The 15,491-nt window shown below is 63.1% G+C and carries 5 protein-coding genes; 2 read left to right on the forward strand and 3 right to left on the reverse strand.

Features of this window, described 5'->3' with window-relative positions:
* Window positions 1–55: 55 nt before the first annotated feature.
* Both LU684_RS04415 and LU684_RS04420 read left to right on the forward strand, forming a co-directional pair.
* Window positions 56–8,701 carry a GH36-type glycosyl hydrolase domain-containing protein gene (locus tag LU684_RS04415; protein WP_232894177.1) on the forward strand — a complete coding sequence of 2,882 codons (8,646 nt, stop codon included), beginning with the start codon at window positions 56–58 and terminating at the stop codon, window positions 8,699–8,701.
* 92 nt (window positions 8,702–8,793) lie between these two features.
* Complete coding sequence (locus LU684_RS04420) at window positions 8,794–9,519, forward strand: Crp/Fnr family transcriptional regulator (RefSeq protein ID WP_232894178.1); 726 nt, start codon at window positions 8,794–8,796, stop codon at window positions 9,517–9,519.
* A 232-nt stretch (window positions 9,520–9,751) separates the two neighbouring features.
* Here the strand turns inward: LU684_RS04420 and tssM are convergent, their stop codons facing one another.
* Genes tssM through vasI form a run of 3 tightly spaced genes read right to left on the reverse strand, consistent with a single transcriptional unit; the run spans window position 9,752 to window position 15,452 of the window.
* Complete coding sequence (tssM, locus tag LU684_RS04425) at window positions 9,752–13,360, reverse strand: type VI secretion system membrane subunit TssM (RefSeq protein WP_060518587.1); 3,609 nt, start codon at window positions 13,358–13,360, stop codon at window positions 9,752–9,754.
* Window positions 13,357–14,832 (reverse strand): type VI secretion system protein TssA, encoded by a 1,476-nt coding sequence (gene tssA / locus LU684_RS04430; protein WP_232894179.1) that lies wholly within the window; start codon window positions 14,830–14,832, stop codon window positions 13,357–13,359. The genes tssM and tssA overlap by 4 nt, the downstream gene beginning before the upstream one ends.
* Window positions 14,820–15,452 (reverse strand): type VI secretion system-associated protein VasI, encoded by a 633-nt coding sequence (gene vasI, locus LU684_RS04435; protein ID WP_232894180.1) that lies wholly within the window; start codon window positions 15,450–15,452, stop codon window positions 14,820–14,822. Before vasI ends, tssA begins: the two co-directional genes overlap by 13 nt.
* Between the last annotated feature and the right edge of the window lie 39 nt (window positions 15,453–15,491).

The raw sequence follows: 15,491 nt of genomic DNA on the forward strand, positions 1-15,491 counted from the left end.
AGGGCAACCGCCGCAGACTGAGTGCTGAAAGGCCAGATCGGCAACCCGGCACACCATGGACAATCCTTGGCTACGCGCACGCAGCTACCTTCGACGCCTGTACGCCCACGCGGGGCGCTGGCGTTCACCCCGGCATACCTTCACCTATGAAAGCCTGCTGCGCTCGGAGCTGTACAACGCCGACCAGATGGCCGAGCACGGCCTGCGGCTGGCCCAGCAGCACCACTTGAGCCTGCGGCCGGCCAAAGACGCCCTGCTGGACCGCCTGGCCGACAACGAACGCATGCTCTCTGCCAGTTGCACTGCCCTCGCAGGCGCCCTGCCCAGCTCCCGGCCAGCGTTACCGGCCGCGCAGTGGTTGCTCGACAACTTTTACCTGGTCGAAACCCATATCCGCATTGCCAAGCACGACCTGCCGGCCAACTACAGCCTGCAGCTGCCGCAACTGGACAACGGCCCTTCGACCGGCCTGCCGCGTGTCTACGACATTGCCCTGGAAACCATTTCCCACGGTGACGGGCGCATCGACGCGGAAAGCTTCAGTCGTTTCGTCGAGGCTTATCAGCAGGCCTGCACCCTGACCCTGGGTGAGCTCTGGGCCATCCCGATCATGCTGCGCCTGGCCCTGATAGAAAACCTGCGCCGTGTAGCAGCCCGGGTCATGGCCAACTGGGCTGACCGCGACCTGGCCAATGTCTGGGCCGACCGGCTTGGCGAAACCGCCGAGCGCGACGCCAAGAGCGTGGTACTGGTGGTTGCCGACATGGCCCGCTCGCAACCGCCGATGACCGCTGCCTTCGTCGCCGAACTGGCCAGGCGGCTACAGGGCCACAGTGCCTCTCTGACCCAGCCGCTGCTGTGGGTGGAACAGATGCTCAGTGAGTCGGCGCGCAGCATCGAAGGCCATGTGCAGCTCGATGCCCAGCAGCAGGCCATCGACCAGGTGTCCATCAGCAACAGCATCGGCAGCCTGCGCCTGCTGTCGACCATCGACTGGAAGCTGTTCGTCGAGCAACTGAGCCATGTCGAACAAGCGCTGAACCGCGACCCTACGGGCATTTACCCCGCCATGGACTTCACCAGCCGTGACCACTACCGGCACAGCGTCGAGCGCCTGGCGCGCCATAGCGCATTCAGCGAGGTCGCGGTGGCGCGCACGGCTATCGAACTGGCCCAGGCAGCAGGCACCGCGCCGGGCGAACCGGCTGAGCATGTGGGTTTCTACCTGGTGGGGGGCGGCCTGCCGTTGCTGGAACAGCGCCTGGCCGTACGGGTGCCGCTGGCCGAGCGCTGGCAACGCCTGCTGCACCGGGCGCCGCTGGCGTTCTACCTTGTGCCTGTAACACTGCTGTCCTGCCTGCTGGCGTGGGGCTTCATGCGCGCCATTGACCAGGAGGGCTGGCCTTTGGCAGTGCTGGCCGCCATGGCCCTGCCGGTTCTGCTGAGCACCAGCCGTCTGGCCATCGGCCTGGTGAACTGGCTGGTGACACTGACCGTCAAACCCTCCTTCCTGCCAAGGCTGGACTACACCACCGGTATTCCCGCAGACGCCCTCACGCTGGTGGTGGTGCCCACCCTGCTGGCCAATGCCGGCGATGTCGAAGAGCTGGTCGAAGGGCTGGAAGTACGCTTTCTGGCCAACCGTGACGAGCACCTGCACTTTGCCCTGCTCAGCGATTTCATGGATGCCCGTGAACAAAGCCGGCCCGAGGATGAGGCGCTGCTCGAGCAGGCCAGTGAAGGTATCCGGGCCCTCAACCGCAAGTACCCAAGCCCGGGCGGCGCGCGCTTTTATCTGTTTCACCGGCCACGCGTATGGAACGCCGCCGAGCGCTGCTGGATGGGCCGCGAGCGCAAGCGCGGCAAGCTCGCCGAGTTGAACGCGGTGCTGCGCGGGCACGGCCACGCGTGCTTCATGCGTATTGTCGGCGACCTGCAAGCACTCGGCCATGTGCGCTATGTGATCACCCTGGACACCGACACCCAATTGCCTCGCGGTGCCGCACAGCAATTCGTTGGTGCCATGCAGCACCCTCTGAACCGCCCACGGTTCGACGCGCACACGGGGCGGGTCCAGGCAGGCTACGCCATCCTGCAACCGCGGGTAGGCATCAGCCTGCCCAGCGTGTCGCGCTCGCGCTATGCGCGCCTGTTTGGCAGTGACGCCGGTGTCGACCCCTACACACGGGCCGTTTCGGATGTTTATCAGGACCTGTTTCTCAGCGGCTCCTTCATTGGCAAAGGCATCTATGCGGTGGACGCCTTCGAGCAGTCGCTGGAGGGCCGTTTTCCCGACAACCGTGTACTTAGCCACGACCTGATCGAAGGGTGTTACGCGCATTCGGGCCTGCTCAGCGATGTGCAACTGTTCGAAACCTATCCGGCCCGATACAGTGCCGACAGCAAGCGCCGACACCGCTGGATACGCGGCGACTGGCAACTGCTGCCGTGGCTGGTGCCGTGGCTGCACACGGGCAGCCACAGCGTGGCGCAAAGCCCGCTCAGCGCCTTGTCGCGCTGGAAGATTTTCGACAACCTGCGCCGCAGCCTTGAGCCGGCGGCGCTGCTGGCCCTGCTGCTGTGGGGTTGGCTGGCCAGTGCTACGCCGCTCGCCTGGACGCTGGCCCTGCTGGCCTTGTTGCTGACGCGGCCAGTGCTGGATTCGCTGCTCGAAGTGCTGGGCAAGGCCACCGATGTACCTCTGTCAGAGCACCTGCTGGCCGCTTTGCGCACCTCGGGTACCTACTTCGTGCGCGCCGGCCTGTCGCTGGCCTGGTTACCCTTCGAGACCTGGTACAGCCTGGATGCCATCCTTCGCACCTTGTGGCGGCTGGCGGTCAGCAAACGAAGCCTGCTGCAATGGAACCCCTCGCGCGAGGACGAACGCAGCAGTGCAGATACCTTGCAGGCAGTGTATCGCGAGCAATGGGGGCAACCGGCCCTGGTGGCGGTGCTGACCGGTGCCTTGGCGATGCAGCCGATGGTACTGCTGATGGCCTCGCCGATCCTTGCGCTGTGGTTGCTCGGCCCGGCGCTGGCCTGGTGGCTCAGCCGCCCGAGTGCCCTGACCGCCCTCATGCCCGGCGCCGAAGACATGGTCTTCCTGCATCGCCTCGCCCGCGCCAACTGGGCCTTCTTCGACCGCTACGTCTGCCCTGCCGACAACTGGCTGCCCCCCGACAACATCCAGGCACCGCCCTTCGCCAGCATCGCTCACCGCACCTCCCCAACCAACATGGGCATGGCCCTGCTCTCGCACCTGGCGGCACATGACTTCGGCTACCTCAGTACGGGCCGCCTGTTCGAGCGCCTGGCCTGCATGCTTGACAGCATGGCCCGCCTGGAACGCTTCAAAGGGCACTTCTACAACTGGTACGACACCCAGACCCTCAAACCATTGCCACCGCTGTATGTCTCCAGCGTGGACAGCGGCAACCTGGCCGCCCTGCTGCTGACGCTCAGGCCCGGCCTGCTGGAAATGGCCGACACATCCCTGCTCGACCGGCGACTGACCCAGGGGTTGCTCGACACCTTCGACACTCTGCTGGCCGCCTATGCCCGCACAAGCGCGGACACCCAACCGATCACGGCCCTGCGCGAGCAGGTGCGGCTCGCTCATGGACAAGTGGGCGACGTATACGCCACGCTGTTGCCGATGCTGGTCGAACAGTTGCAGCCGCTGATCACGCAACGGGCTGCCTTGGCGCCTGGCACAGAAGCGGCCGACGATTGTACGTTCTGGCTGAATGCCCTGAATGAGCAATGCCTGGACCTGAACCGCGAACTGCAGCAGCTGCAATTGCCCCCCGGTAACGATCAGGCCCCCCACGCTCCGCTGACCTGGCGCCAGCTGGCACAGCTTGACGCAGACCAGTGGCCGCCCCCCGAGCGCCTGGCGGTGGCCAACGTCCGGGCAGTTGCCCGCCAGCGCATCGCCCAGGCACACGCCTTGGCCAACCGCATTGACGCGTTGGCCAGCATGGACTTCACCTTCCTGTACGACAGCCACCGCGACCTGTTCGCCATCGGCTACAACGCCGACGAACACCGCCTGGACACCGCGTTCTATGACCTGCTGGCATCGGAGATGCGCCTGACCAACTTCGTCGTCATCGCCCAGGGCCAGGTGCCCCAGGACAGCTGGTTCGCCCTCGGCAGGCTGCTCACCAGCAATGCCGGCGTGCCTGTGTTGTTGTCCTGGTCCGGCTCGATGTTCGAGTACCTGATGCCGCTGCTGGTGATGCCGAACTATGAGGGCACACTCCTCGACCAAACCTGTCATGCCGCCGTCAAACGGCAGATCGAACACGGCAAACTGTCGGGCCTGCCCTGGGGTGTCTCGGAATCGGCCTACAACGCGCTGGACGCGCAGTTCAACTACCAGTACCGGGCATTCGGCGTACCAGGGCTTGGCCTCAAGCGTGGACTGGGAGAAGAGCGCGTGGTGGCGCCCTATGCCAGCGCACTGGCCTTGATGGTGACGCCCGCTGCCGCCTGCCATAACCTGCAGCGGCTGGCCACACTTGGTTTGGCTGGCCGGTTCGGGCTCTACGAGGCCGTGGACTACAGCGAGGCACGCCTGCCCCCCGGGCAAGACGCCGTCGTGATCCGCTCCTTCATGGCCCACCATCAGGGCATGGGTTTTTTGGCCCTGACCGCGTTGCTGCTGAACAAGCCCATGCAACGGCGCTTCGCCTCCGACCCGCGGTTCCAGGCCAGTATGCTGCTGTTGCAGGAGCGCGTGCCGAAAACCGCTGCGCCGTACCTGCATACCCTCCAGGCCCCGGCCGAGGACGCCGCCGAACGCGACCCCGAGGCACGGCTGCGGGTGTTCAAAGAGCCAAACCGGGCCCAACCGGCTGTGCAACTGCTGTCCAACGGCCGTTATCACGTCATGGTCAACCACGTGGGCAGTGGCTACAGCCAGCGCAACACACTGGCGGTGACCCGCTGGCGCGAAGACGCCAGCCGCGACGACCTGGGCAGCTTCTGCTACCTGCGCGATGTCGCCAGCGGCGCCTACTGGTCCACCTCCTACCAGCCAACACGGCACCGCACCAAACTCCAGGAAGCGATCTTCAGCGACGGCCGCGCGGAGTTTCGCGTGCGCGAACACGACTTCGACTGCCATACCGAAATTGCCGTGTCGCCCGAAGACGACATCGAACTGCGACGCCTGCACCTGACCAACCATGGCGACCAGCCCCGCACCCTGGAGCTGACCAGCTACGCCGAAGTGGTATTGGCACCGGCCTTGAGCGATGCCCTGCACCCGGCGTTCAGCAAGCTGTTCATCCAGACCGAACTGATCCGCCCGCTGCAAGCCATTCTGTGCACGCGGCGGCCGCGCTCGCAGCTGGACGCCGTGCCGTGGATGTGCCACGTGCTGGCGGTGCACGGGGCCGACATCGAGGCGTTGTCCTACGAAACCGATCGGGCCCGCTTCATCGGCCGCGGGCGCACCCTGGCGCGGCCGGCGGCCATGGATCAAGACAGCGAGACGCTGTCCGATAGCGCGGGGGCGGTGCTGGACCCGATCGTGGCCATCCGCTGCCGCATTACCCTGATGCCCGGCCATGCGACCACGGTCGACCTGGTCACAGGCATCGCCGACAGCCGCGACGCCTGCCTGCAGCAAGTGGCCAAGTACCGCGACCGGCACTTGGCCGACCGGGTGTTCGACCTCGCCTGGCCGCACAGCCAGGTTTTGTTGCACCAGCTCAACGGCTCGCTGGCCGACGCCAGGCTGTTCGAACAGATGGCCGCCTCGGTGCTGTACCCCAACGCCAGCCTGCGGCCCAACGCAGCGCTGCTGGCCAGCAACCGGCGCAACCAGTCCGGCCTGTGGGGCCAGGGGGTATCGGGCGACTTGCCGATCGTGCTGGTGCAGATCGGCGACCCGGCCAACATTCATCTGGTCAAGCAAATGGTGCTGGCCCATGCCTACTGGCGCCAGAAAGGGCTCGCACTCGACCTGCTGATCTGGAACGAAGACCAGGCCGGTTACCGCCAGCAACTGCAAGACCTGATCATGGGGATCGTCACCTCCGGCAGTGAAGCGGCCCTGCTCGACCGCCCCGGCGGCATTTATGTAAGGCCTGCGCAGCAACTGTCTGCCGAGGACCGGCTGCTGACCTTGTCCGTCGCCCGGCTGGTGCTTGACGACACGCTCGGCACGCTGGAAGAGCAACTGCAGCTGCGCCGTCAGCCAAAGGTCCCGGCGGCTGTTCAAGCCAACCCTGCCAGCCGCCGACCGGCACCTGCCAACCCCTCACCGACCGAACAAACCACGGTGATGCTGGGCAATCGCTATGGCGGGTTCAGCGCCGACGGCCGCGAGTACGTCATTGCGCTGCTACCCGGCTCACCGCCACCCGCGCCATGGGTCAACATCCTGGCCAACCCGCAGTTCGGCAGCGTGCTCTCCGAGGCCGGCAGCGCTTACACCTGGTACGAAAACGCCCACGAGTACCGCTTGACGCCCTGGCACAACGACCCCGTTACCGACGCCAGTGGCGAAACCTTCTACCTGCGCGACGAGGATACCGGCGAGTATTGGTCACCGACGCCGCAGCCCTGCCCAGGCCCTGGCCGTTACTGCACCCGCCACGGCTTTGGCTACAGCGTGTTCGAATATGTCGAACAAGACCTGCGCAGCGAGCTCTGGGTGCATGTGGCGCAGGATGCGCCGGTCAAGTTCAGCCGGCTCAACGTGCACAACACGTCAGCACGGGTACGCCGCTTGTCGGTGACCTGCTTCGTCGAGTGGGTGCTGGGCGACCTGCCTGGCAAAACCGCCATGCACGTGGTCAGTGAGACCGACCCTTTCAGCGGCGCGCTGTTCGCCCGCAACAGCTACTCGGTGGAATTCTCCACGCACGTGGCGTTTCTCGATTGCGACCTGCCGATACAGGGCCTGACCTGTGATCGCGGCGAATTCCTGGGGCGCAACGGCGATTGCCAGGCGCCTTTGGGCATGCGCCAGTCACGGCTGTCGGGGCGGACCGGCGGCGGTCTGGACCCCTGCGCGGCATTGCAAGTGGCGCTGCAGCTGGAGCCTGGCGAAAGCCGGGAGGTGGTGTTCCGCCTGGGCGCTGCCCGGGACACCCGCGCCGCCACCCGCTGCGTCCAGCAATACCGGGGGTTGCAGGCCGCCATGGACGAGTTCGACAAGGTCAGCGCCTACTGGCGACGCACACTGGACACCGTGCAGATCGAGACCCCGGAACCTGCACTGGATGTGCTGGCCAACGGCTGGTTGATGTACCAGGTGATCGCCTGCCGGTTCTGGGCGCGCAGTGGCTTCTACCAGTCCGGCGGTGCCATCGGTTTTCGCGACCAGCTGCAGGACAGCATGGCCATGGTCCATGCCGCGCCGGCGGCGGCGCGCCAGCACCTGCTGGCCTGCGCTGCGCGTCAGTATGTCGAAGGCGACGTGCAGCACTGGTGGCACCCACCGTTGCAGCGCGGGGTGCGTACCCGCTGCTCCGATGACCTGCTGTGGCTGCCGCTTGCCGCCAGCCGCTACGTAGAGGCCACCGGGGACTATGCTGTGCTTGACGAGCCGGTCGGTTATCTGGAAGGTCGCGCACTAAACGCCGGGGAAGAATCCTACTATGACCTGCCTGGCCACTCGGCCCTGGTCGAGGGCCTGTACCAGCATTGTCAGCGTGCCCTCGGCCACGCCTTGCAGTGCGGGGCACACGGCCTGCCGTTGATGGGCAGTGGCGACTGGAACGACGGCATGAACAGGGTCGGCGAACAAGGGCAAGGCGAAAGCGTGTGGCTTGGCTTCTTTGGCCACGAGGTGCTGCGGGCATTCGGCTGCGTCGCCTTGCGCCAGGGCGACAGCGCCTTTGCGCTGCGCTGCACCACCCAGGCCGCCGCACTCGCCGAAAAACTGGAAGCGCACGCCTGGGACGGCGGCTGGTATCGCCGCGCCTGGTTCGACGATGGCCAGGTACTGGGCTCGGCGAGCAACCAGGAATGCCGCATCGACTCGCTGTCGCAGAGCTGGGCAGTGCTGTCGGGTGTTGCTTCGCCCGAACGAGCCCGCCTGGCCATGGCGGCGCTGGACAGCCACCTGGTACGCCGTGACATCGGCATCGTCAAACTGCTCGACCCACCCTTCGACCAGGGCCACCTGGACCCTGGCTACATCAAGGGCTACCTGCCAGGGGTGCGTGAAAACGGCGGGCAGTACACCCATGCGGCCATCTGGGCGAGCATGGCCTACGCGCAGCTGGGCGACGCTGACAAGGCCTGGGAACTGCTGCGCCTGATCAACCCGGTGCGCCAGGGCAGCGACGCGTTGATCGATACCTACAAGGTCGAGCCCTATGTGATGGCCGCCGACGTCTATGCGGTTGCGCCCCACGCCGGGCGGGGTGGCTGGAGCTGGTACACCGGCTCTGCCGGCTGGATGTACCGCTTGATCGTCGAAAGCCTGCTGGGCCTGCAACGCAGTGGCGACACCCTGCGCCTGCAACCGCTGCTGCCGGCAGGCTGGCCGGGTTATGTCCTGCATTACCGGTTTGGTAGCACCCGCTACCGCATCGAGGTACGCAACGGCAACGGTAGCGAACTGAGCCTGAGCCTGGACGGCGAACGGCTTGTCGAACCCAAGCTGCGGCTGAAGGATGACGGATGCGAGCACCACGTCATTGCCGAGTGCCGGGGCTGCTCCTTGCCTGCCATCTGAACCGTTGGGCGCGTCACGGCCGCACTTGCGCAAGCCTTGGCCCAGCTAGGCTAATCTTGTTGCCACAGCCGCTGCCATCGATGGTCCCACGCATGCAACACACGGTAAAACCCCAACACAACCACTTGCTGGCTGCCCTGTCGCCAGAGGCGTTAAGCCGTTTGGCGCCGGACCTGGAGCACGTCAACCTGCCCCTGGGCAAGGCACTGTACGAGTCCGGCGATAGCCTGCGCCATGTCCACTTCCCGGTCGATGCCATCGTTTCGCTGCTGTACGTGATGGAAAACGGCGCCTCAGCCGAAATTTCCGTGGTTGGTAATGAAGGGGTGGTTGGCATCGCCGTGTTCATGGGCGGCGAAAGCACGCCCAGCCGGGCCATCGTGCAAAGCGCCGGGCATGCCTACCGTCTGCCCGTGCAAAAGATCAAGGACGAGTTCAACCGCCATGGCGAATTGATGACCTTGATGCTGCGTTACACCCAGGCACTGATCACCCAGATGGCACAAACAGCGGTGTGTAATCGACATCACTCCATCGACCAGCAATTGTGCCGCTGGCTATTGTTGTCGCTCGACCGCCTGCCAGGTGACCGCCTGTGCATGACCCAGGAACTGATCGCCAACATGCTGGGCGTGCGCCGCGAAGGTGTGACCGACGCCGCCGGCAAGTTGCAGCGCCTGGGGGTGATCGAGTACAACCGCGGGCAGATCAGGGTACTGGACCGGGCACGCCTGGAACTGCTGAGCTGCGAATGCTACGCGGTGGTGAAGAAAGAAACCGAGCGACTGCTGCCCTACCTGCCGGGCCTCCAGGGTTGAAGCATGGGTGGGTCAGTCAACCCGATAACCCGAGCACCAGCCAATGCTGCTCATGAAGATCGCGTCGTTAATTTTTCTCAGCCACTGGGTGTTCAGCGCCCTGCGCGAGCGACCTGCAGGGCATGTCCTCACGAACACGACGCATCCTGGCTCCAATTGCTCGATGGCCTGCGTACAGTAATTCAGCGGTTTCACTCGCTCTCCCGTTTGCATGAACTACTCCTCAAATCGCTTATAGGCCGGCCTGCGTGATTGGCGTCAGCTTGGGCGACTGTTCCAACAACCCACGCGGTAATTTGAAGCCTTTGAAAGGCTCTTGCGTGATGGGGTTGAAGGCCTTCTCGGCATTCAGTCGATAGCGCATTACACCATCGCCGGTGCGGAAGCTCAGGTCCACGCTGGTAGCCGTGCGCCCGTTGAGCGCGCCACGGCTGAGCAAACGGAACATCGACCACGGCCCTCGGTACTCCAGGCTACTGCTATTGCCGTTCTGTCTGAGCAAGGTCAGGTTGCTACGCACGTGCTGGCCCAAGGTATTGGGCCAAACGATACCGGTGATCTGGCGCGGACCATGGGTATAGGAAATCAGCTGACCATCGAGGTCCAGCAGGCTGGTGCGCTGGTTAGCGCTGAGCCCCAATGGCTCAATGCTGAACTGCACGCTTAGGTTGCCGCGCTGATCGAAGAAGGTTTCGCGAATGCGATCTGCCCGCTCCAGCTGCTCGATCACGTCGCTGCGAATCAACGAGCGCCCTTGCTGACCGGCCTGCAGGGCTTCAAGGTTGTCCTTCAGGAAGACCTTCAGGTACTGATCGTTGAACTGCTGCAGCCGCCCCTTAGGCCCGAAAAACGCCTCAAAATCGTCCAGGGAGGCGTCAGGTGCTCTCACTATGAAGGGATAGCGCCCTGCCAGGCGCTGCTGGAAGAAGCTGTACACCTCGGCATCCCAGCGCCGCTCCAGCTCGCGCAGGGCCTCGACGTTGAGTACTTGTGCCGTTTGATCGGCGAGCTTCCTGACCTGGTAGTTGATCGGCTCTGGCAAGCCGGTAGAGACGCGTTGCAGGGTACCGATTGGATCCTGCCCCGTCATCGAGAAACGTTGATGCACAGCCTGGAGTGCAGCTTTGCCTCTGTCGGGGCTGTCCAGCACCGCCTTGGCGTAATCATGAACGGCGGTAATGGCTCCAACGGTTTCATCGTAGTAGCTGGGCTTCTCACCGGTTGCTCGCAGCATGGCACTCAGCCCGGCAAACGCGCGCTGGATGGCCCAGGCCTGTTGCTGCTCAGGCTTGCTGGATGGCGGTGCCAACGCTTCAGCAGCTTCAGGTGTCTCAACGCCCACGGCTGGTGACAGCGAAGTGTTGTCCTTGACGGTATCCAACAACCGATGCAGGGGTGCCGCTGGCCCGGTGAACTGCTGCAGAATTGCCACCCCATGGTCCAGATCGCGGAAGTCAGTCACCAAAATTGCGTTCAAGGCGCGCCGCCAACTGTCGATGAAATCCGCGCTGTACAGATTACGCAGCCGCTCGCTCAACGCCTCACGATCAGCGTCAGAGTACTCAAGCTGGCCGCGCTCACCCAGCGCCCACTGGTCGATCATCGCCATGTCAGCAAACTTCTGGCTACGCGGTTCGAAGTACTCCTTGAAACCTTTAGCGGTGAGCATCGGTGCCAGCACGACATCATCGCCTTTCCTGGAGCGGCCAGCTGACTGATAGACCACATCAAAGGCCGGCCCCACCTGATTACGCAGGTCCAGGCCGGTGTGCAACTGCTCCTCAGCCTGCTGCTTGAGGCTCGCATAGACCCGCTCGGCGAGCGGGACCCTGCGCAACGTCTGCTGCACCTCGGCGATGCGCTGACGATACTGGGGCAGATCGGCATCGGCATAGGCCAGCGCATACTTCAAATGCCGCATCAGGTCGCGTTGCAACTGCCCTTGGCCTGGGAACTTTTGCTGCCACTGGCGAGCCATCCAGTCCTCGACCCACTCGGGTCGTCGGTTCTGGCGGTCCTCCAGCATCCGGTAAACCCTGAGGGCAGCCATTTGTTTCTCACTGCCAGGCTGTGCCGCGGCCATGGCCTCGATTACCCCACTGGCCAAGGCTGGCAGGAAACGCTTGGAGAGCAGGCTAAGGTAGGCCTCATCCACACGTGGACCGATGGCACGTCCTTGATAAAGACCAAAATCAGCTACACCCGGCCACGCTGCACGATAGTCGCCAAACACGGTCACCGCGTCGCGGATCTGGTCCAGTGGCTCCAAAAGGTTGCGCCCGGTCGGGTCCAGTCGCTGGTCGATTTCGTGATGACTGTATTCCCTGCTCTTGGCGAGTACGTTGGCGGCCTTGGCGCCATTGATATCGAAGTAGCGTTGCCAACTGGCGATGCCAACCCACAAAGCCAGGACGCCTACACCAGAGCCCACCCAGAGCAGCTGGCGCTTGTTGCGCGCCACTTTGATGTTGTCCCCAGCGAGTCCAGATTCCGGATAGATGACGCGCCTGAACGCGTGCTGGATGAAATAGGCCACAGCCTTGCCCGGCGCCTTGCCTTCAAGCAGTGGAAGCTTCGTCTTGTAGGGCTGCGCCGCCTCCCGAACAAAGGCGTTAAGCATGTCGCCCTGCTGCACCACCGAAGACCAATACACGCCACGCACCAAAGCAGGCGTTGTGTAACGGTCGCTGGCAAGTGTTTCTTTGAGGAAGCCCAATAGTATCGGGCGCAAACCGATCAACTGAGCATGCAATGAGAACAAGCGGGCTCGCAGCAGCGCACCGTCCAGTGCATCCAGTCGTTCTACCATCTGTTCGAACAACTCGCTGATCATTTGACCGTACTGTTCGCCATATTCTTCTAGCCAAGCGTCAAACGTACCGATCGCATCCAGTTTGAACGTGAAGCCCAGCATCTTTTCCCGCGAAGCGGCGGGAAGTCCGGCGTAAAGCTGGTCAAAACCATCCACCAGATCGAACTTGCTCATAACCACATACAGCGGCAATCGCGAGCCCAACTGACTACTCACCTCGTACAGCCGGGTGCGCAACACATGCGCCAATGCAACGCGTTGTTCGGACGTGCCGTGCAATAACGCAGGCAGGTCGATAACCAATACCACGCCATTAAGGGCTCGCTGACTGCGGTTGCGCACCAGCCAACCCAGTAAGTGCTGCCACAACCTGGCCGGCGTAGCGGGTGGTACATCCAGTGTGTCAGCTTCCTCGGCTGGCGAAATTGAGCGCGAATCTTGGCGGATGAAGGCGCCTGGTGGATCGATGATTACCGCGTCGTTGCTGACCCACCAACCAATCGGGTAGGCCAGCGCTTGCGCCTGTCGGCCGCGCTTCTGTGCCTTGTCGATGCGAGTCAGCGAGAAATTTTGTTCGGTACGGTCAATGAAGCTGGTCTTGCCCGCGCGCTGGTCACCCACCACCAGATACCACGGCAATCGGTACAAGGCGCGTCGGCCGCCAGCATTGTGCAAAAATCGCGAAAGCCCCTGGTCCAGCGCCTGCTCTTGCGCTTGAACATACGGTAACACCCGGTCCAGCTCGACGGCTGCGGTCTGATTGCGTTCTGCCTGCAGACGGCGATTGCGCTTGCGCAACACGACGAGCCAACACAGTAGCGGCACCAGCACGAGCACCAGACTGGCCAGCCCTCGATGGGCCATGCTGGCCAACGGCTGCTGTTCACGCCACGTCCATTGCGGGCCGAGCCACCAGATGGCGACCAGTATCAATGCAGCACCCAGCCCGAGCAGCAGCGGCATGGCCAGACCAATACGAGCCACCAGGGGCAAGCCCCAACGTTTGAGGTGCTTCCATAGTAGATTCATCGTGACTCCCGTTTCTTGTTCCAATCAGCTTCTATCTGCGGTACCGCATACTGCTGAAGACGTTGAAACACCTCTGGTTCCCAGGCACTGGCGGTGGTTTCCTGCATCGTCCTGGCTACACCTGCGCACAAGTCCCGGGCCAGCCACGACACGCCCCTTGCTGCCAGCAGGTCAGCGGCGATGACGGTGGTATGGCAACGCTCACGGGGGGCGTGAAGTTCTGCCTGCATCCCCTGCAGCCTGAGCAAGACGGGTTCCACGCCGCCTGTTTCCAGCTGGCAGACCAATTCTTCGCGCAGGCTGGCAAACTCATAAGCGGTCGCTTGTTGACCGGATGCGCCCTCTGCCCCCTTGAGCCACGCCAGGCATTGATCATCGACAAACACCTTGCCGTCGCTGAAACACAGTTCCTGCAATGCCGGCATGCGCTGCACGAACCGCGCGGTTGCGGCGCGAATGGCCTCGCCTACCTCGCCCATGGCCAGCCGGCTGGCGGCGGTTGCCGCCAGGAAGCTGCCGCGTATCCAATAGGGGCAAGCAGTCACGCTCTTTTCGATCCGTAGGAGCAATGCCGCGTCAACCCCGGTGCCTGCAATGGCCTCTTCATAATCGCCGGCGATATCCTGTGGCACGGCCATCAGCTCTGTGCGGTTGCCTTGCTTGGTTTGAGGTGCTGCCTGGATATGGGCCCACAAGCCGAATCGTCGTAGCTGGTAGCCCGTCGGGTCGTAAGGGTCCTGCTGATTGATCAGCTCGGCAATGGTCAGAATGGCCCGGCGTGATTCACGCTCGTTGCCCAGCGATACGCGGGGCATTGGTGTAGCGATGACCTCAGCCAGCGGCACAGGCTTGCTCGCCGTAGAGGGCGTGGCTAAGGATGAGGTTGTAGTCGGTTCGCCCACACCGTTGGCAAGCCCTGTGTATTTACCAAGCAGGCGCTCAAGTTCACCCAAAAGCGCTTCATCCAACTGCGCTGCAGCGTGCTGCCGTTGCAACCGTTGCAACGCGTCCTGTGCCGCCGCCGCATGAGCGGGGGTGTACGTGAAGCGGTCCAGCCGTGGTAGCGCTTCGGTCAAACGATTGAGTATCAGGGCAACCAACTTGCGTTTACCCAGGAAGCCTTTAGGGCCAGGTTTCGGGTATGAGCTTTCCCAATATTGCTCGATCAGGCCAGCGAGCATCGCCAAGGAAAAAACCCAGCGCTCCCAGCACCGGCTGCGCAGCCAGGCGGCACTCAGATGCGCGGCGACGCGCCAATGCTTGCACTGCACGCCCAGATACTGCTGGGACGCTTCCTCGATGTACGCCCAGTCGATTGAGGACTCCTGTAGCCCGCCCAGCTTGACCATTTCCTGATCAATGGCCTGGTAGGTTTCGTCCTCCACATCGAACAAGCCGGCAGGACTCTGAGCGTCGATGGGAGCAAGCAACCGGGCAATTTCCTGCGGGTTGACTTCTGTTACCAGCGACATGCTTTGCGCGCCTCATCGATGAGTGGATCCAACCCCTGAGCGTCAAAGACCAGGCCGTGAACGGCCGGGTTGTCACTCTCGACGTGAATACGATGGGCCTTTATCAGTTTTTTGATCTGCTCGATGCCCGGCAAGCCCCTGCCGGCGTCAAGCACCTGACCGTTCTCCATCACCTGCCAAGGGGTAGGAGCAGTTGAGCCACGCTCCCCCTTCAATTGCACGATCACGCGGCCGGTATTGATGGGTTGTGCGGCAACCAATTGCAACCTGGAAATGTTTTGCAGACAGCTGATCACCAGATAGGAATGCTGTGCAGCCGAAGCAATCGCAGGCGCCGATATCATCAGCCCATCATCTTCAGCCCTAAGGCGAAACATCAGGTCCTCTGGCGACCGCCCCACCTCATTGGTCAGCACACGACGCAACGTGGTCGAGTCCTGCTCCGGTGCGGACCATTGCACAGGCACAAGATGAGCAGGAGTTCCGGCTGATCTATCAAAGCAAGCCAAACGCTCCAGATTAGAAACGATGTGCCGACAATCCTGATAGGCATACGCGGGCATCGATAGAAAGTTCAATACCAGCACAAGACTTATTCCATAAGCTTTTTTACCAGTCATCGCAAGAAAATTCTCTCTCAATAACACACACGCCCCATT

The sequence above is a fragment of the Pseudomonas sp. NMI542_15 genome (genome assembly GCF_021283425.1).
GTDB lineage: Bacteria > Pseudomonadota > Gammaproteobacteria > Pseudomonadales > Pseudomonadaceae > Aquipseudomonas > Aquipseudomonas fortuita.